At 43.1% G+C, this 18,953-nt stretch carries 20 protein-coding genes, 1 pseudogene and 1 riboswitch; of the genes and pseudogenes, 7 read left to right on the forward strand and 14 right to left on the reverse strand.

Features of this window, described 5'->3' with window-relative positions; translation table 11 throughout:
• Positions 1-5 precede the first annotated feature (5 nt).
• The 4 genes from nqrE (at position 6) to nqrM (ending at position 3,261) form a co-directional block, all read left to right on the forward strand.
• Positions 6-602 (forward strand): NADH:ubiquinone reductase (Na(+)-transporting) subunit E, encoded by a 597-nt coding sequence (nqrE, locus tag F0227_RS01635; RefSeq protein WP_171751408.1) that lies wholly within the window; start codon positions 6-8, stop codon positions 600-602.
• Positions 603-637: 35 nt separating this feature from the next.
• Positions 638-1,864 carry an NADH:ubiquinone reductase (Na(+)-transporting) subunit F gene (gene nqrF / locus F0227_RS01640; RefSeq protein ID WP_171751409.1) on the forward strand — a complete coding sequence of 409 codons (1,227 nt, stop codon included), beginning with the start codon at positions 638-640 and terminating at the stop codon, positions 1,862-1,864.
• Positions 1,865-1,965: 101 nt separating this feature from the next.
• On the forward strand, positions 1,966-3,003 hold the full coding sequence (locus F0227_RS01645; RefSeq protein WP_171751410.1) for an FAD:protein FMN transferase: 1,038 nt from the start codon (positions 1,966-1,968) through the stop codon (positions 3,001-3,003).
• Between the two features lie 24 nt (positions 3,004-3,027).
• Positions 3,028-3,261, forward strand: coding sequence for a (Na+)-NQR maturation NqrM (nqrM, locus tag F0227_RS01650; RefSeq protein WP_171751411.1), 234 nt, complete (start codon positions 3,028-3,030; stop codon positions 3,259-3,261).
• 109 nt (positions 3,262-3,370) lie between these two features.
• Here the strand turns inward: nqrM and F0227_RS01655 are convergent, their stop codons facing one another.
• Positions 3,371-4,600 carry a response regulator gene (locus tag F0227_RS01655; protein ID WP_171751412.1) on the reverse strand — a complete coding sequence of 410 codons (1,230 nt, stop codon included), beginning with the start codon at positions 4,598-4,600 and terminating at the stop codon, positions 3,371-3,373.
• A gap of 175 nt (positions 4,601-4,775) precedes the next feature.
• On the opposite strand from F0227_RS01655, the gene dinB reads away from it, so the two are divergent.
• The 3 genes and pseudogenes from dinB to F0227_RS01670 all read left to right on the forward strand — a co-directional run bounded on the left by dinB (position 4,776) and on the right by F0227_RS01670 (position 7,215).
• On the forward strand, positions 4,776-5,858 hold the full coding sequence (dinB, locus tag F0227_RS01660) for a DNA polymerase IV (protein ID WP_345775787.1): 1,083 nt from the start codon (positions 4,776-4,778) through the stop codon (positions 5,856-5,858).
• 46 nt (positions 5,859-5,904) lie between these two features.
• A pseudogene (locus tag F0227_RS01665) lies at positions 5,905-6,410 on the forward strand (GreA/GreB family elongation factor).
• A 52-nt stretch (positions 6,411-6,462) separates the two neighbouring features.
• Entirely contained in the window at positions 6,463-7,215 is a 753-nt protein-coding gene (locus F0227_RS01670; RefSeq protein ID WP_171751413.1) for a DUF2884 family protein, read from the forward strand.
• A gap of 86 nt (positions 7,216-7,301) precedes the next feature.
• Here F0227_RS01670 and F0227_RS01675 read toward each other — a convergent pair whose 3' ends face one another.
• The 13 genes from F0227_RS01675 to metN all read right to left on the reverse strand — a co-directional run bounded on the left by F0227_RS01675 (position 7,302) and on the right by metN (position 18,744).
• Positions 7,302-7,493 carry a DUF4250 domain-containing protein gene (locus tag F0227_RS01675; protein WP_171751414.1) on the reverse strand — a complete coding sequence of 64 codons (192 nt, stop codon included), beginning with the start codon at positions 7,491-7,493 and terminating at the stop codon, positions 7,302-7,304.
• A gap of 14 nt (positions 7,494-7,507) precedes the next feature.
• Complete coding sequence (locus F0227_RS01680) at positions 7,508-7,711, reverse strand: YaeP family protein (protein WP_171751415.1); 204 nt, start codon at positions 7,709-7,711, stop codon at positions 7,508-7,510.
• A gap of 176 nt (positions 7,712-7,887) precedes the next feature.
• Positions 7,888-8,565, reverse strand: a complete 678-nt coding sequence (locus tag F0227_RS01685; protein WP_171751416.1) for a tellurite resistance TerB family protein — start codon at positions 8,563-8,565, stop codon at positions 7,888-7,890.
• A 308-nt stretch (positions 8,566-8,873) separates the two neighbouring features.
• Positions 8,874-10,589 (reverse strand): proline--tRNA ligase, encoded by a 1,716-nt coding sequence (locus F0227_RS01690; RefSeq protein WP_171751417.1) that lies wholly within the window; start codon positions 10,587-10,589, stop codon positions 8,874-8,876.
• Between the two features lie 90 nt (positions 10,590-10,679).
• Positions 10,680-11,378 (reverse strand): tRNA (N6-threonylcarbamoyladenosine(37)-N6)-methyltransferase TrmO, encoded by a 699-nt coding sequence (gene tsaA, locus F0227_RS01695; RefSeq protein WP_171751418.1) that lies wholly within the window; start codon positions 11,376-11,378, stop codon positions 10,680-10,682.
• 175 nt (positions 11,379-11,553) lie between these two features.
• Positions 11,554-12,219: a thiaminase II gene (gene tenA / locus F0227_RS01700; protein WP_171751419.1), complete on the reverse strand. Its 666-nt coding sequence runs from the start codon at positions 12,217-12,219 to the stop codon at positions 11,554-11,556.
• Positions 12,220-12,316: 97 nt separating this feature from the next.
• Complete coding sequence (locus F0227_RS01705; RefSeq protein ID WP_171751463.1) at positions 12,317-13,243, reverse strand: ABC transporter substrate-binding protein; 927 nt, start codon at positions 13,241-13,243, stop codon at positions 12,317-12,319.
• Positions 13,244-13,389: 146 nt separating this feature from the next.
• Complete coding sequence (locus F0227_RS01710; protein ID WP_171751420.1) at positions 13,390-14,190, reverse strand: ABC transporter permease; 801 nt, start codon at positions 14,188-14,190, stop codon at positions 13,390-13,392.
• Positions 14,183-14,962: an ABC transporter ATP-binding protein gene (locus F0227_RS01715; protein ID WP_171751421.1), complete on the reverse strand. Its 780-nt coding sequence runs from the start codon at positions 14,960-14,962 to the stop codon at positions 14,183-14,185. The genes F0227_RS01710 and F0227_RS01715 overlap by 8 nt, the downstream gene beginning before the upstream one ends.
• 2 nt (positions 14,963-14,964) lie before the next feature.
• Positions 14,965-15,774 (reverse strand): bifunctional hydroxymethylpyrimidine kinase/phosphomethylpyrimidine kinase, encoded by an 810-nt coding sequence (thiD, locus tag F0227_RS01720; protein ID WP_171751464.1) that lies wholly within the window; start codon positions 15,772-15,774, stop codon positions 14,965-14,967.
• A gap of 35 nt (positions 15,775-15,809) precedes the next feature.
• Positions 15,810-15,918, reverse strand: a riboswitch (TPP riboswitch).
• Between the two features lie 234 nt (positions 15,919-16,152).
• Positions 16,153-16,962 carry a MetQ/NlpA family lipoprotein gene (locus F0227_RS01725; protein ID WP_171751422.1) on the reverse strand — a complete coding sequence of 270 codons (810 nt, stop codon included), beginning with the start codon at positions 16,960-16,962 and terminating at the stop codon, positions 16,153-16,155.
• An 80-nt stretch (positions 16,963-17,042) separates the two neighbouring features.
• Positions 17,043-17,720: a methionine ABC transporter permease gene (locus F0227_RS01730; protein ID WP_171751423.1), complete on the reverse strand. Its 678-nt coding sequence runs from the start codon at positions 17,718-17,720 to the stop codon at positions 17,043-17,045.
• A complete protein-coding gene (gene metN, locus F0227_RS01735; RefSeq protein ID WP_171751424.1) occupies positions 17,710-18,744 on the reverse strand; it encodes a methionine ABC transporter ATP-binding protein MetN in 1,035 nt (344 codons plus the stop codon). The genes F0227_RS01730 and metN overlap by 11 nt, the downstream gene beginning before the upstream one ends.
• Positions 18,745-18,953 lie beyond the last annotated feature (209 nt).

The following is an 18,953-nucleotide window of genomic DNA, read 5'->3' on the forward strand; positions in this document are numbered from 1 at the left end:
GCATAATGGAACATTATATTAGTTTGCTGGTTAAATCGATTTTTATCGAAAACCTAGCTTTATCGTTCTTTTTGGGTATGTGTACTTTCCTTGCGGTATCAAAGAAAGTAAAAACATCCTTTGGTTTAGGTGTTGCCGTTATCGTGGTATTGACTATCGCGGTACCAGTGAACAACCTACTTTATAACCTAGTATTGAAAGATAGCGCCCTAGTTGCTGGTGTTGATCTGAGCTTCTTGAACTTTATTACCTTTATCGGTGTTATTGCTGCGTTAGTTCAGATTCTAGAAATGGTTCTAGACCGTTTCTTCCCGCCGCTGTATAACGCGTTAGGCATTTTCCTTCCGTTGATTACCGTAAACTGTGCCATCTTTGGTGGTGTGTCATTTATGGTTCAACGTGACTATAACTTTGCTGAGTCTGTCGTGTACGGCTTTGGTTCTGGTGTAGGTTGGATGCTAGCGATTGTTGCACTTGCGGGTATCCGTGAAAAAATGAAATATTCAGACGTACCTCCAGGGTTACGTGGATTGGGTATTACATTTATCACAACGGGTTTGATGGCGTTGGGCTTTATGTCTTTCTCCGGTGTTCAACTGTAAGTCGGGTAAACGACACAATAAATAAGGAATAGTCAATGCAAAGCATTATTCTTGGTGTAGTGATGTTTACCGTGATTGTACTCGCGCTTGTGCTCATCATTTTGGTGGCCAAATCTAAGCTTGTACCATCAGGTGACGTTACTATCACCGTTAATGGCGATCCGGAAAAAAGTTTTATTACTTCTCCGGGTGACAAGCTACTGAGCGCAATGGCGGGCAGTGGTATCTTCGTATCTTCAGCATGTGGTGGCGGTGGCTCTTGTGGTCAGTGTCGTGTGAAAGTGAAAGCGGGTGGTGGTGACATTCTACCTACTGAACTGGATCACATCACCAAAGGTGAAGCTCGTGAAGGCGAACGTCTAGCTTGTCAGGTTGCTGTGAAAGCTGACATGGATATCGAGCTACCAGAAGAGATCTTCGGTGTTAAGAAGTGGGAATGTGAAGTTCTTTCTAATGACAATGAAGCGACCTTTATCAAAGAACTGGTTCTTAAAATTCCTGAAGGGGAAGAAGTACCGTTCCGTGCTGGTGGTTATATCCAGATCGAAGCTGACCCTCATCATATTAAATACTCTGATTTTGATGTACCTGATGAGTACCGCGAAGACTGGGATAAGTTTAACTTATTCCGCTACGAGTCTATCGTTAAAGAGCACTCTATCCGTGCTTACTCAATGGCTTCATACCCAGAAGAGAAAGGTCTGATTAAACTGAACGTGCGTATCGCAACGCCTCCGCCAAACAACCCAGACGTACCACCGGGCATCATGTCCTCGTATATCTGGTCATTAAAAGCGGGAGATAAGTGTACTATTTCTGGACCATTTGGTGAGTTCTTCGCTAAAGAAACAGATAATGAAATGGTATTTATCGGTGGTGGTGCAGGTATGGCTCCAATGCGTTCTCATATCTTTGACCAGCTACTGCGTCTTCAGTCTAAACGTAAAATGACATACTGGTACGGTGCTCGTTCTAAGCGTGAAATGTTCTACATCGAAGATTTCGATAAGCTAGCGGCGGACAACGATAACTTTGAGTGGCATGTTGCGTTATCGGATCCATTACCAGAAGATAACTGGGACGGTTACACTGGCTTTATTCACAACGTAATTTATGAAAATTACCTGAAGGATCATGATGCTCCTGAAGATTGTGAATACTACATGTGTGGTCCACCAATGATGAATGCAGCCGTGATCGGTATGCTGAAAGATCTTGGTGTAGAAGATGAAAATATCTTACTAGATGACTTTGGTGGTTAATTTATACCATTAATGGATATCGGATGTGGCTGGCCCTTTAGGGTCAGCCATTTGTTTTTGAGCAATGCCCAACTACCTTATATAACAAAAAGGAGAAGGCTATGAAGCCTCGCTCTAATACGTTCGTAACGAAATTTAAATTATTGCTACTGGCGCTAAGTTCGCTGTTGTTTGTAACAGCTTGTAGTGACAGTAGAGAGCAAACGCATTTAACAGGCCCAACAATGGGGACCTCTTATAACGTTAAATATATTAACGCGGACTCGGTTCCGGCAAGTGACGTTTTGCAGAAGGAAATTGACCGCCTGTTAGAGCAGGTCAATGATCAGATGTCTACTTATCGAAAGACATCAGAATTAAGTCGTTTTAATCAGTATAAAAGTTCAGATGAGTTTGCCGTATCTAAAGAGACGGTACTTGTCGTGAAAGAGGCGATTCGCCTTAATCAGCTCACTCTAGGCGCATTAGATGTAACGGTTGGTCCCTTGGTGAATCTATGGGGTTTTGGCCCTGAAGGACGACCTGAAGTGGTACCAAGCGATGAAGAGTTAGCCGCACGCCGTGCGAATGTCGGCATAGAGCATTTAACCGTAACAGAGAAGGGATTAAGTAAAGATATTCCTGATTTATACGTTGATCTTTCCACTATCGCAAAAGGGTGGGGAGTGGATGTTGTTGCCAACTATATTGAGTCTCAAGGTATTGAGAACTACATGGTAGAAGTAGGCGGAGAGATCCGCATGAAAGGCAAAAACCGCGAGAATATCGGTTGGCGAATTGCTATTGAAAAACCTGATGTTGATCAACGAGCGGTTCAAGAAATTATTGAGCCGGGTGATATGGCCGTGGCAACTTCTGGTGATTATCGAAATTACTTTGAGCGTGACGGTATCCGTTATTCACATATCATCGACCCAGAAACGGGCAAACCAATCAATCATAAAGTCGTTTCAGTCACCGCATTACATCCTTCTTGTATGACGGCAGACGGCTTAGCTACTGGATTGATGGTGTTGGGCGAAGAAGTTGCGATGAAAGTGGCAAACGAACATGATCTGGCCGTTTTTATGGTTGTTAAGACAGAAGACGGCTTTAAAGAAGTCTATTCAGATGCGTTTTCCCGTTATCTGAAGAAGTAAGTTAATTAATTAGTAGGTGTTTTAGTGAATACATTTCTTATTACATTTGGTGTGTTTTTATTGGTAATTACCGCTATGGCGGTAGGCTATATCTTCCAGAAGAAAGTTGTTAAAGGCAGCTGTGGTGGACTTGGCGCTGTGGGTATCGACAAAGTGTGTAACTGCCCTGAACCGTGTGATGCACGTAAGCGTAGAGAAGCAAAAGCTGCTGCAAGAGCAGCTAAAATGGCTGAATGGGATAAGGATCGTATTGCTTAGTCATTTGTAATATCGCTTCTGTAACCTCAATGTGGGATAACAGAGTTGTCGTCGCTTGTTTTTGCAATGAATAAACCAGCACAACGACTCAAATTATCCTAGATTGAGGTTAAACTAAGCAATCATCGTTATAAATCACTTGGTTTCGACCATTCTCTTTTGCCAGATACAACCTATCGTCTGCATGGCGTATCATGGTATCCAAGTTGCGAATTGCTCTAGTTGCACCAATGCTAATCGTGAGATTAATCTGCTTGTTGAGATAGTCAATCGGCGTTTTTTCTACCCGCGTGCGTAACCGTTCTAGTCGCTGTACGAACTGCTCATAATCGCCGTAATTGATAATACAAAACTCTTCCCCTCCGAATCGAGCCACCAAATCTTCGGAAAAGTAGATAGAGATAATATGGCTTAAAGTCACTAGCGCTTGATCGCCTCCCTCATGGCCATAATGGTCGTTTATTTTCTTAAAGTAATCGATGTCCAACATGGCGACATTACAGTTATCTTTGGATGTTGAAGCATGCTGGAACAGATAGCGTCTATTCCATAATCCAGTCAATGCATCTTGGTTGGCCATTTTATACAACTCATCACTGATGTCTCTCATCTCCAGCATATTGTTGATACGGCAAAACAGCTCTTCTTGGTTAAATGGCTTATGCAAAAAGTCATTCGCGCCAGCTTTAATAAAGCGCGCCGTAATGTTGTGAGACTCACTACTGGATATACCTAATATGGCCAATTGAGATCGATCATATTGTCGACGAATCTCTCTTGTCATAGTAATTCCATCTTTAACGGGCATATTGTGATCTGCGATGATCAAGGTAATATCTCGGTGTTGTTGCAGCAATTCAATCGCCTGCTGCCCGTTCTCCGATTGCAGTGTGGTGATATATTGATGTTCTAATAGTGTGGCTAAATGTTGTCTGACAACGTTAGAATCGTCGACGATGAGCGCCTTATGATGTTTATTATTGTTTAAGCGAGATATTAAAGGCAATAGATAGGAAACAGATGCCATATTCTCTTTTAATATGTAGTCTATGACTCCTTTTTCTAAAACGGAATCTCTTGTCTGCTCGTCAAAATTAGCGGTAAGAACAACCACTTTTAACTTTTTGGTTAGTGCATAATCGATGACTTCGCCATGTTGGGCGTCTGGTAGGCAATAATCTAAAACTGCACAGAGGAAGTTTACGTCTTTATCGATGATCTCTTTGGCCTGCTGAAATGACTCACACAACACCACTTGTAAGTCGATTTTCGAAAACTGGGATTCAAGATAGCTGCGATAAACCTTGCTATCTTCCACAATCAAAACTCTATTGTTCAATGTACTCTCCTATATAAGTTATATAAAATATAGCCTGTATAACTATGAGTGTCTGGTGCAATTTCAAATATTTAGAATGTCAGCAAAATAGATTATACTGTATTTATGTACAGTTTATGGTTTTGTAATCGTGCCAGATAAAAGAGTTGTGGCAGAGAGCGATGTGGCAGAGAAAGTGACAGTTCAAGAGAAGAGCACTAAGCAGAGAAAAATTATTCATGTGGACATGGACTGTTTTTATGCTGCGGTAGAGATGCGAGACAATCCTGACTATCGTGATCGCCCTATAGCGGTGGGTGGAAAAGAGCGTCAGCGAGGTATTATTAGTACTTGTAACTACCAAGCGCGTGAGTTTGGTGTGCGCTCAGCCATGCCGACCGGCCAAGCGATTAAACTCTGTCCTCAACTGTTGGTTGTTCCAGGCAGGATGCAGGTATATGTCTCTGTATCTGGTCAAATTAGAGAGATCTTTCAGCGTTATACTCAATTGATTGAACCGCTTTCATTAGATGAAGCGTTTTTAGATGTGACGGACTGTGAAAAGCTACACGGTTCCGCAACACTGATTGCCGAAGCGATACGCAGGGATATATGGCAAGAGTTACATCTTACGGCTTCTGCCGGCGTTGCTCCGATTAAATTTTTGGCTAAAGTGGCTTCTGATATGAACAAACCTAATGGTCAGTTCGTGATTCCACCGGAAGAGGTACAAAAAGTAGTAGATAAATTGCCATTAGAGAAAATTCCCGGCGTGGGGAAGGTCGGTCTAGAGAAGCTTCATCAAGCAGGCTATTTTATTTGCGAAGATATTAAAAACAGTGATTACCGTGAGTTGTTGCTTCAATTCGGTCGACTCGGTGCTTCGCTGTGGAATAAAAGTCACGGTATAGATCACCGCTCAGTTGAACCAGAGCGAGAACGAAAATCGGTGGGAGTCGAACGAACCTTCAGCCAGAATATCGCCACTTATCAGCAGTGCTGGCAAGTGATTACCGATACTTTATATCCCGAGTTAGACAAACGTTTAGCGAAAGTGGATGCCAATAAACGGATTGTAAAACAAGGCATTAAAGTGAAGTTTGCGGACTTTCAACAAACCACGATAGAACATGTTCATAATGAGCTGGATCTCGATTACTTTAGTCAATTGTTAAAAGAGATTCTTAAACGTCAGAAAGGTAGAGAGATACGCTTACTTGGATTAAGTGTTATGCTGAAACCTGAAGACCAAAATCGTCAACTGACGTTGCAGTTGTAACCATTAAAATAGAATTTGGATGTAAGAACCTATCTTGAATGTAAATGTGAATAAGACAGAACTACTCAATGTAATTTTAGATGAGTTATATGCTATACATAAAATCGCCTGTAATGCGACACAAAGGGCGATTGAAGCGGCGACCGACGAAGAGACGATACCAGAACACAAATATGATACTTTGGCGTTGGAGGCTTCTTATTTAGCGCATGGGCAGGCGTTGCGAGTACAGCAGAGTGAAGCAGATATCGCGGCATACCGTACATTAGCTGCGAGCCCGCATCATGTTAAACATCGTTGCGAAACGGATAGCCAAGCCACTGTCTCATTAGCAAGTATTGTCACCGTATGCGATGAAAACGATATCGAGCAGCTTTTTTTGTGGGGCCGCGTGCCGGTGGTGTGTCGGTTTGCCATCAGGGAAATAAAATTGTTATTGTTACCAGCAAAGCGCCATTAGGTGGTGCTCTACTAGGGAAAAGTGTCGATGATGATGTTGAACTTGTGCTAGGAAACAAAAAAGTTTGCTATACCATAGTCGATATTATTTAGATTTCGTCTCAGATTAGACTTAACCTTAACTTACCAGCGTATTGAGGGAACCATGAAAAAAACAGTGTTAGCGTTAATGATGTTTGTAGCAGTTAATGCTCACGCCCAAGTTCAAGGGCAGTGTAATGTGGACATTCAAAACGAAGTGCATTTAGATGGCAATAAAGTGGAGATTTATCAGCAAGACTCTCCTCAAGTACTGATTGATAAAGACAATAATGTTTTTATTAATGGTGAAAAGCTGGATTTAGACGCTGTTCAGCGGGAAGCGGTTGAGAAGTATCGTCAAAGCATGAACGAGTATCTGCCTAAAGCGAAAGAGATTGCCAGAAATGGCTTAGATCTTGCGAAAAGTATATTAGATGATATATCTGCTAGTTTCAGTGATTCAGCAGCATTTAATAGTGTTAAAGAGGCGCTTGAAGAGTTCTTTAATGGTCTAGAAAAACGTTACCAAAAAGGCAACGAGTTTGTATTGCAAGAAGCTGCTTTTAGTGACGCAATGGCAAATTGGAAAGAAGATTTTGCCGAAGCGAAAAAGACCTTCAATGCAGAGTTCTTTAGCAGTGCTTTTGATGCATTGACGGAGAAGATGAAGCAAGAGGGCGGTATTAACTTAACGGAGTTAAAGGATAAACTGGCTGACCTGCAAAGTACCTTGGATGATAAAATTAGCACGCAATCTAAAGAGATTAAGCAGGATGCAGAGCAGTATTGTGATGATCTAGAAAAAGTAGCAGAAGAAGAGAAAATGCTACATGAAAAAATTCCACAACTGAAAGATTACAAAGTGTTTTTGATTTAGCCCGGTGTAGCGGTAACAACAGAGAATAGAGAGGCGAGCCATTACGGCTCGCCTTTTCACTACTTTAACCCGCCGAACATAGCTATTTATCTAAACTGTTTTGCTTCAGGCAAAAACTCAAACCCCGCAGTTGCCAACTTCTCTTCCAACGCCTTTCGGTCAATATCGAAAAACTTGACCAACTCATCTAGGTCGCCATCAAAATCATCTCTAAGTTTTAAATTAACGATACTCATAAGCATTATGGTATCCATGCTGGCGAAGTTCGACAAATCCATAATAGGTACCTTAATTAATCTTGATGATCGGATATAAGCAAGTTTGCCGCGGCAAAGGCTGCTCTTTCTCTACTTGCCAAGGGAAGTGACTCATCCGCAGCAATATCATTTAATGTTTTTAAAGCACAGGTGATGGCTTGAGGTATATAACCTTGGTCGCCACTGCCTATTTGAGCATAAAGTTCGCGAACCAGATTGCAACAGTCGTATATTTTCATTATCAATTCCTAAATGGCAATATCCGTACAACACTTATTGCTGGTTTAGCACCTTGCTGAACAAGTATGTTGTACGGAGATATACTCAAAAACTTTGAGCTTACTGAGGTATATCCGTGTCTAATGGCAAAGAATATACCGCTATAGCGGAACAAGCTCAAGGTTGAGAAATAATGTTAGCTACTTACTTGCTGCTCAAGTTGCAAAACCAGATCATCCGCTAGACCTAACTGTGTTGCGAGCTCTTTTAAGTAGGCTTTTTCCATAAAATTCTGCTCATCTGCAACCAATAGTGAAGCGAGGTAAACTTCTGCAGCTTGTTCTGGTGATGAGACATTTTGTGCCACTTCACTTGGATCAAGAGGTTTCTCTAGTTCGGCGGTGACGAGGTTATTAACTGCGTCATCAGCGCCTAAGCTGGCAATGGCTTGCTGGATTTTCTGTTTCTCTTCTTCATCCACATGACCATCAGCCTTGGCGGATGCAATCATCGCTTTGAGAATTAATACGCTGTGTTGGTTTTCGTCAAGAGATGAACTGGAACTGGGTTCTGTCGCCGTTTGTGGCTGATCTCCTTGTTGAGACTGCCAGTCGTTATAAACTTTAAATGCTAATGCGCCAAGTGCTGCCGCACCACCGACACCAGCTACCTTTTTGCCCATTTTGCGTGCCTTTTTTGAACCCATTAATAACCCAACTAATCCGCCACCGACGGCACCAGCACCAAGTGCAGAGAGGTTATTTTTATCTTTTGCCATATTGCCAAGGCCAGATGCGCCCTGTTTAAGTGATGTTGAGCCCTGTTTGACTAGATCAGAATTTAAAGCTTGGTTGAGTAAGTTTTTTAAATCCATTGTTCACCTCATTATGTATTAACACCGATCGCATTAATTATGTCGCGAAAACAAGTTCGACGACGCAGACCTTTCTTAGAACTTGATGTCTCAAGGGGCAAAATTCAATCATATTTACATTTCTATACAAAATTTACCGTCTTGTTCACTTTATTGCGGTTGTGCTTTGTATGGTCTAAGGAAAAGTGTTTATCTAATTTATGTCTTAGGTTAGTAGCAGAGGCGAGAATTTGGCAACAATAAGAAGAGACTAGGCAAAAAAAAGCTGCCATTGGCAGCTTTTTTAATCAGTCACTATAAATAACGAGCTATTTAAGTTGGCTGCGAATATGTTCTACAGCACTGCTCATTTCGATAGCCACTTTCTCACCGTTACGACGGTTCTTATATTCGAAGTTGCCTTCGTCCATGCTGCGATCACCGATAACGATAGTATGAGGAATCCCGATGAGTTCCATGTCTTTAAACATGACACCCGGACGCTCTTTACGATCATCAAACAGTACTTCAATCCCTTGTGCCGTTAGATCGCTGTACAGCTTCTCTGCGGCCTCTTTCACTCGCTCGGATTTATGCATATTCATCGGTACAATCACAACTTGGAATGGCGCTATGGCTTCTGGCCAGATAATACCGAACTTATCATGGTTCTGTTCAATTGCAGCAGCGACAACGCGTGTACAACCAATACCATAACAACCCATTTCCATTACTTGGTTTTTGCCATCAGCACCAAGAACGGTTGCATTCATTGATTTAGAGTAGTTATTACCTAGCTGGAAAATATGACCAACTTCGATGCCACGCTTAAGTTGAATAACACCTTGGCCACATGGGCTAGGATCACCTTCAACAACGTTACGTAAGTCTTCAACCTGACCTAATTCAAGGTCACGATCCCAGTTAATACCGAAGTAGTGTTTGCCGTCAATATTTGCGCCGGCAGCGAAGTCACTCATGGCAGCGACACTGCGATCTACGATAAATGGCAGTTTAAGTTCTACGGGACCTAATGAACCAGGGCCGGCACCAACTAGTGCTCGAATCTCTGCCTCTTCAGCCATCTCTAACGGAGAAGCAACTTGAGGTAAGTTTTCTGCTTTGACTTCGTTTAGCTCGTGATCGCCGCGAATAATGAGGGCAACAATATCGGCATCAACTTCTTCAGACGCTTTTACATATAGCGTCTTCACGGTTTTCTCGATAGCAAGACCATGTTGTTCAACCAGTTCTGCGATGGTTTTTGCATTTGGAGTATCAACCAGTACCATCTCTTGGTTTGGTGCTTGACGACCTTCGGCTGGAGCTAGCGCTTCTGCTTTTTCTATATTGGCGGCGTAATCTGATTCGCTTGAGAAAGCGATCAAATCTTCACCACTTTCTGCTAGTACGTGGAATTCATGAGAACCACTACCGCCAATAGAGCCTGTATCAGCTAAAACCGGACGGAAGTCTAAACCCATGCGGCCAAAGACATTACAATATGCTTGGTGCATTTCGTTGTATGTCTCATTCAAGCTCTCTTTATCTAGGTGGAAAGAGTAGGCATCTTTCATGATGAATTCGCGTGAACGCATAACACCAAAACGTGGACGAACTTCATCACGGAACTTGGTCTGAATCTGATAGAGATTCAGCGGAAGTTGTTTGTATGATTTCACTTCATTGCGAATCATATCGGTAATGACTTCTTCGTGTGTGGGGCCCAGTACAAACGGTCGTTCATGGCGATCTGCAATTCGTAGTAATTCGGGGCCAAATTTGTCCCAACGCCCTGTTTCTTGCCATAGTTCAGAAGGTTGAACTACGGGCATCAGCGTTTCTACAGCACCTGCATTGTTCATCTCTTGGCGAACAATATTTTCGACTTTACGCAGAACACGTAGACCGGTTGGTAGCCAAGTATAAAGACCTGAAGCTAGCTTGCGGATCATACCTGCACGTAACATTAACTGGTGGCTAATGACTTCTGCGTCGTTTGGAGTCTCCTTCAGAGTTGAAAGAAGATATTTACTGGTACGCATTTATGGTATCCGTTTGTCTTGATTAAAAGAAAGGCGACAGCGTGTGCGGTGGCCAATTAAGCCAGTAATAGTAGCAGCCATTTGCTTTTGTCAAAAGCGTTCTATTGCCGTGACGGTAACTATTTGTGCCGATATTTTGAATTTTACGTTTAAATCGAACAGGTTTACCGCATATTCTTTTGTATCGACCTTATTTTTTTTATAGGCAGGCCTCGGATCTTGTGCCAGTACCTCACTGATAACGGCTCTAACTTGAGCTTGGTTAGCGTGAAAACGCAACTGTTGATCGGCATGCTGGCTAAAGGTGACCGGCAGTAAATCTGGCTGGGTTTGTGCAAAGCCACCATTGGCATCGCTAATAGAATCTGAATAAGGAATATAGGGTTTGATGTCGATAATGGGTGTGCCGTCTACAAGGTCAACGCTGCCCAGTTCAAGCCATACTTGGTTATCTTCTATCACAACATTTTTTAATTCTACAGCCGACATACCGATCCCATTGGGACGAAAAGGGGCTCTTGAGGCAAATACGCCAACTCTTTCGTTACCACCCAGCCTAGGTGGGCGAACGGTAGGGTTCCATCCTGCTTCTAAGTTTTTATCAAATAGAAACAGTAACCATATGTGACTAAACTGCTCAATACCACGAACCGAATCGGGAGAGTTTGCGGCTCCGGTAAGAAGAAGCTTAGACGTTGCGCTAGCAGTCAATCTAGGTTGACGCGGCACAGCAAATTTTTCTTTAAATGGTGTTTGTATTACGCCAATAGGTTCTAGCGAGTAAGTCATCGATTACCAGTACTTAATTACAATGACCACCAAAATAGCATAAACAATGCGGGTTATTCCAACTAGCGATCATTGAACAGAGTGAAATCAATCTATAAGCGCTAATTTTGGTGGTGAGCGACATTGTGCTTGGCGGTTAAATGCCTTATCAGAAAACGGAGCTTGTTAGGCCGTATTACTTTTCAGCATCCAACCCCTGTTGCCAAAACGCTACTTCCATACGAGTTGCTGTTGCAAACACTTGACACAGTTGCTGGCCACGTTGACTGTTCCGATCGATCTCAGAGAGTAATTGATCTAGTTGTTCAGCCGCTAATTTCGCGCCCGCTTGAAATTCTTCACCACTGTATAAATCTATCCAGCTTTGGTAAGGATTTTTGTCATCTAAACAAGATGATTGGCTGTTAAGGTTTCTGCCAATTTCAGCATAGCCTAGCGAGCAAGGCGCTAGTGCGACATAGAGGTCAATTAGATCTCCGGTCATTCCAGCATCGAGGACGTAGCGAGTATAAGCCACGGTGCCAAAGCTCTCTTGCTCGGCTTCCATATCTTGTTCAGTTAATCCCCACTTCTCACAGTATTCTACGTGATGGGATATTTCTGTTGCCAATAGTGCTTGAACACTCGGCAGTGCCATACGCATGTGAGCAAGGGTGCGAGCCTTATAAATAGCAAGAGCATACGCGCGTGCATACTGCTTTAGAAACAGGAAATCTTGTTTTAAATAATGGATGTAGGCGTGGTGGTTTAAGTTTCCAGATGAGAGTTGATGGACAAAGTCGTGTTGAATGTACTGCTGCCAATCACATTTGCATGCATTAATAAGATCTTGATGATTCATTATGTATCCTTGGATTACTGAGCTGGGTGAGAAAGTGATTTAGTCGTTTGAACACCTGCTATGTATGCAGGTGTCCATAGAATCGACATGGTCGCGATTAGAGAGTGGGTACTAAGTCGCGAGCGTTGGGTTTGCTGTTGATAATGCCATTTTGAAATAGAAACTCGGTGAAATGGTCGTAACGATTAAGATCCACCGCTGATGGACGAAGGTCGAAACGGGTTAACGTATCATTCCAGGCGCGTTTATTTAGTTCATTGTCCAGTGTGTCTGGCGAGTATGCGACAAACTCGGCCCATGACTCTTTGGGATGATTGATGATATAAGTGGTGGCTTGTTCGATGGCTTGATTAAAGTGTCGGATGGTGTTGGCATCGTAGTTTTCTGAATTGGCAACAACAACCAACTCATCGTAAGAAGGAACACCATGCTCTTCAGGGTAGAAGGCTTTGGATTGATACCCTTCAATCGCTAACTGGTTTGATTCGAAGTTGCGTAATCCTCCCCAAATGGCATCCACTTTTCCAGATGCAAGAGAAGAAGAGAGTGCCCAACCAACATTAATGATCTCCACTTCATCAAATCTCACACCTGCGGTTTTTAACATGGTACCAATGGTCGCTTCTTCATTTCCCGCAATCGCAATACCAATCTTTTTACCTTTAAGATCCGCTAAGCTGTTTATCTTGCCATTGTCCAGCACCATTAAGGTATTTAACGGGGTAGAGATCAGCGTTGCAGCCCGAATTAATGGTAACCCTGCTGCTGCATCTATGGTTAAGCTTGTTTGGTAGGAGATGGCCATATCAATTTTATCGGCCGCAACGAGTTTTGCCGGAACGCTAGGATCTGCAGGTTCTTGAATGGTGATGTTTAAACCTTGTTGAGCGAAGTAGCCCTTCTGTTGTGCAATAACGATAGGACCGTGGTTAGGATTGACAAACCAATCTAACATCAAGGTGACTTGTTTCTCTGCGGCATTAACGGAGAGAGAGAAACATAGCGTGATAATGGCGATAGTCATTTCAGCAGTCACTGCTTTTTTACGCGGCTTTTTAGAGAAAAAAGTCATCATAGTGGTGTTTTCCTTTTCAATTTTCTGTGTGTGTTTGTTAGCTAATATTTGGGAAACTATCTGAGGTGCAGATAGGTGAGTTACTCGGTTTACATTTATGGTTGCCATGGAATCAGGCGTTTTAATAGTTTGTCGGTAATAAAATAGAGAGAGACGGAAAATGTCGCTAAGATAAACAGTGCCGCGAACATTTCATCGATCATCATGCGGGCGTTGGCTTGCAGCATGAGGTAGCCCAGCCCTTCACTTGAACCAACCCACTCTCCAACCACGGCCCCAATCGGAGCGACCACCACTGCGACTCGTATGCCTGATGCGATCGCTGGTAATGCAGCGGGAAAGCGGATATAGCGAAGCGTGGCCCATTTGGTGGCAGACATGGTTTTGGCGAGATCTAAATAACCTTGTGGCGTTGAGCGAAGTCCGTCATAGCAACAAGTTGTTACGGGAAAGAAGATAATGAGTGCGGCCATTACGACTTTTGAGGCAATGCCATAGCCGAGCCACAGCATCAAAACTGGCGCTATAGCGAATACTGGGATGGCTTGGCTGGCAATAAGAAGGGGTAACAACCAACGTTTAACGGGCTTGAACAGTAACATTTGTAGGGCGAAAAAAAGTCCAAATATCAGACCGATAGCCAGCCCTAATACAATCTCTTTGCCGGTGACCAGCGCGTGATAGAACAGAACATCAACTCTTTGTACAAGCTTGCTGAAGACGGCAATAGGAGAAGGGAGGATGAAACTGGGCATGTTAAATAGGCTAACCGTCAGTTGCCATAAACTAAGTAATACTGCCGCGGTAATGACAAACTGAATGAGGGTGCTGTGTGGATAGCTCACTTGCTGCTTAAGACTCATTTGGCGTTGTTGAAGTTGACTCATCTCAGACATAATCGTGCTCCAGATTATTGAGAATAGATTGCTGATAACTGGCTAACTCAGCGGTATATTCTCTAGGGATAGTAGCGTTAGGTGGTGTGAGTCGGATCGCTTCTGCCGGGGTGCCACGCATAATATATATTTGCTCGCCAAGCCGAAGTGCTTCTTGAGGATCGTGAGTGATGAGAACGACGGTTTTGTTCTTTAGTAGATGAGCAGACAGGTTTTGCAATTTATGGCGTGTCACCGCATCTAGCGCGGAAAAAGGCTCATCCATCAATACAACGGGCTTATCCTGCATAAGCGTACGAGCAAGGGCTACACGTTGGCGCATTCCTCCGGACAATTGCTGGGGCAATTTATCGATGTGATCAGAGAGTTCTACCTGTTCGATTAACGATAAGGCGAGCTGTTTCTCTCGCTGATTAGGCTGGCGGTGCGCTAAGCCGATATGTAAGCAGACATTGTCAAATACATTCAGCCACGGCAGTAGCAGATCTTGCTGGGCCATATAGGCGAATTCTGGTTTAATGTGCCGGTTTTCATGCGGGGTATTTTCGCTGCTATTGCTTAGCAAACGGATCTCTCCGCTCCACTCTATTTTGTCGTCGAGCAGACCTGCTAAGTAGCGCAATAAAGTCGATTTCCCACAGCCACTCCTACCTAAAATACAACTCCAACTATTGGCTGATAGTTGCATATTCAGATTGGCTATCACGGCGGTATTATCATCGAGATACTGCAAGCGGCCGTCGACAATGTTAATGGCAATCGTATTTGTCATGGCTACTGCTCTGTCTCTTCATTGGTTGCGCTTGTAAAGGGATGTGCAGCAAAAAAATGATGAACAGGCCCATGCCCATGACCAATTTGCAACTCATCCGCATGAGCAATCGCGCCTGTAATGTACTTTTTCCCTTGCTGAACGGAATGCGATAATGAGTGACCTTGTGCGAGATAACTTGCAATAGCGGAAGAGAGCGAACAGCCCGTTCCATGAGTGTTAAGAGTATGAATACGTTTAGTCGTAAAGGTGGTGGTGGTGTGTTTATCAATAAGAAGGTCATTACTCGAACAGTCATGCTGCAAATGACCGCCCTTTAGTAGTATTGAGTTGTAATTTAAAGTGCCAAGCTTTTCAACCAAGGACAGCATTTCACTGCTAGTGCGGGGAGTACTGCTACCTACTAGGGTGGCGGCTTCTGGAAGGTTAGGTGTGATGATATCTGCGAGAGGAAGTAGCTCACTTTTTAACGTGCTAATGGCGCTCTGTTCTAATAGCAAGTCGCCACTGGTAGCAACCATCACCGGATCAACCACGATATGCTTGGGGGTGTATTTTTTTAGAGCGTTGGCAACAGCATGAATAATGTTTGTATCTGCCAACATGCCGATTTTTACCGCTACGATGTTAAGGTCGGAAAATACAGAATCTAGTTGCTTCGAGACAAAATCAGCACTAATGGGATAGATGGCGCTAACACCTTGTGTGTTTTGCGCAGTAAGGGCTGTGATGACAGAACAAGCATAGCCACCAGTGGCGGATATGGATTTTATATCGGCTTGAATACCAGTTGTACGTATAGGAAATAACAGCTGCCAAAAAAAACCGCTACCGTTGGGCTGGGTCGATGGCAAGACTACTAGTTCCCTACGTCAGTGTTAACTGCATCAGGTTCAACGGGTCCCATCGAAATGGTCTCAGCTTTAGGTTTCCCCTTAGCTCCCCGACTAATATCAAAATCAATTTGTTGTGAGCAAGAATAGCACATACGGCTGCGACTTCAATAGCCTTGTTTGAGCAATATTTATCTTCCCTTCAGTGTGTGAGTGATTGTCAATTTAGCGGGCAAGGGTAGCTTGTTGGTGGAACAGATATGGAACGAGAAGAAAGACAAAAAAGGCTGAATGAATCATTCAGCCTTTCGGTTAGAAGAGGAGGTTAATCGAATGGTTCGTATTAACTTCTATCCATTACCAACCTTTAACCACACCGCCTTTAAAGATGTCTGATGCGGCGCTGTATACATCTTCAGTTTGGTACGCTTTTACAAAGTTCTGTACGTTTTCTGCTTGAACATTGTCTTCACGAGCAACGATTAGGTTTACATAAGGTGACTCTTTATCTTCAACAAATAGCCCATCTTTTTGCGGAGTTAAATCAATGCTGCTTGCGTAAGTTGTATTGATGATGGATAGCGCGACGTCGTCAAGAGAACGAGGAAGTTGTGCTGCATCCAGTTCAACAATGGTGATGTTTTTAGGGTTCTCTACGATGTCGCGAACGGTTCCTTGCAGGCCGACATTTTCACGCAGTTTAATTAAGCCCTGCTGCTCAAGAAGAAGCAGTGAACGTCCAAGGTTTGTTGGATCATTTGGTACTGCAATACGTGAACCTTCAGCAATAGCATCCACAGATTTAACTTGCTTAGAGTAGCCTGCAATTGGGTAAACAAATGAGTTACCAGCAATAGAAAGTTTGTAACCACGGTCAACAATTTGTTGATCAAGGTATGGTTTATGCTGGAATGCGTTAATATCAACGGAACCATCATCCAATGCGGCGTTAGGGGTGACATAGTCAGTAAACGTAACGAGCTCAACCTCAAGACCATATTTCTCTTTAGCGACTTTTGCGGCTACTTCAGCGACTTGAGCCTCTGCACCTGCCATTACACCTACTTTGATTTTACTCACATCTACTTCTTTCTCTCCACACCCTGCTAAGATAAGTGCAGAAGCTGCGGTGGCAATGGTTAATGCGCTTTTAAGACTAAATTTCATATGGTTTTCTCCTGTATAATTTTTATGCTGTTTTGCAATAATGTGCTGTTTTTACCGTAAGTTGAGGTAACAGCTTTAATTTATCTATGATCTACACGGCGTACAACGGCGTCGCCAAGAGACTGAATTATTTGAACAAGTATGATTAACATAACCACGGTAACGGCCATAATGACGACGTCATAACGGTGAAACCCGTATCTAATGGCGACATCACCTAGGCCACCACCACCAACGGTTCCTGCCATTGCGGAGTAGCTAACAAGGGTAACCAAAGTGATGGTGACAGAGTTAACAATGGTAGGCAGCGCTTCCGGTAGCAGAACCTTAGTTATGATTTGAGTTGGGGTCGCCCCCATTGACTGAGCCGCTTCCACTAGGCCAGAAGGAACTTCTAACAGTGCGCCTTCAATAAGACGAGCAACAAATGGGATGGCGCCAATAGTCAAAGGTACGATTGCAGCGGTAGTACCAATAAAAGTGCCGACCAGTAGTTTAGTGACCGGGATGATGGCAACCATTAGAACAAGAAAAGGTACAGAACGACCAACATTAACAATGGCCCCTAAAATTGAATTTAGTTTGCTGTTTTCTGCCAGTCCGCCTTTTTTGCTGATATGCAAAATAACCCCTAATGGAATGCCAACAGCGAAGCCCACAATGCCAGACACCGCAACCATGTATAACGTTTCTCCAGTGGCACCAATTAGTAAGCTACTATTTAGGCTTAACCATTCTGTGATTGAACTAAAGGACATAACCTAGCACCTCTACTTTTACTTTATGTTGCTTGAGAAACTCAATAGCTTGTTGCTCATCTTCTTCGTTGCCGAACAGTTCAGCCACCATCATGCCGAACTTAACCCCTCCGGCATAATCAAGGTCTGAACTTAAGATACTGATATCAATATTGAATTTTCTTGATATCTGGCTTACCAGTGGGGCATCAACCGTTTCGCCCGTAAATTCTAGTCGTACCAGAGGATGACTATTGCTTACACGTTCGGCTTGTAATCTGGCTTGGTAATCTTCAGGGATAGAAAGATCCAAAGTGGAACGAATAAATTGGTGCGCTAAGTTTGTTTTAGGGTGAGCAAAAATTTCACCCACACTGCCTTTTTCAACTAATTCGCCATCACCGATAATCGCCACTTGGTGGCAGATGCTTTTAACCACATCCATTTCATGTGTAATCAGCAAAATAGTAATATTCAGCTTACGATTGATCTCTCTTAACAACTCTAAAATAGATTGGGTTGTTGCTGGGTCAAGTGCGCTGGTGGCTTCGTCACACAGCAGTACTTTAGGATCAGAGGCTAATGCTCTAGCAATCGCGACTCGCTGCTTTTGACCACCGCTTAAATTCGCAGGGTAGGTATCTCGTTTATCTAATAAACCTACCAGAGAGAGAAGTTGGTTGATCTTATCTTCAATCTGCTGCTTATTTTTTCCTGCTAACTCTAAAGGTAGAGCGATATTGTCAAAGACTGTACGAGACGATAACAGGTTAAAATGCTGAAAAATCATGCCAATATTCTGCCGAGCCTGGCATAAGTCGGCTTGGGTCAGAGTGGTGAGGTCTATACCATCTACAACAACATTTCCCGACGTTGGTGCTTCAAGCATGTTCACGCATCGAATTAGGGTACTTTTTCCTGCACCAGACGAGCCAATTACTCCAAATATCTGGCCTTGAGGGATAGTTAGGTTGATCTCTCTCAGGGCATTGATCTGTTTTTCACCCTGATAAAAAACCTTATTTACATTACTGATCTTAATCATGCATCAACCTATTTAGAATAAAATTTTGACTTGCGTCTCACTTAGTAGATGATGCTATTGCTTCCCCAATTTATTGTCAATAGATATTTTTACGTCTAGACGTCTAAATTGCCAATTAGTAAGATTTGATTTGTTATGAGATATAAAATTTAGTTATATAATGAGCTGGTTAAGAGGAATGTTATGCTTTCTTGCATAAATGATGTTAA

Origin of the sequence: Vibrio sp. 99-8-1 (assembly GCF_013114595.1) — a bacterium.
Classification (GTDB): Bacteria; Pseudomonadota; Gammaproteobacteria; order Enterobacterales; family Vibrionaceae; genus Vibrio.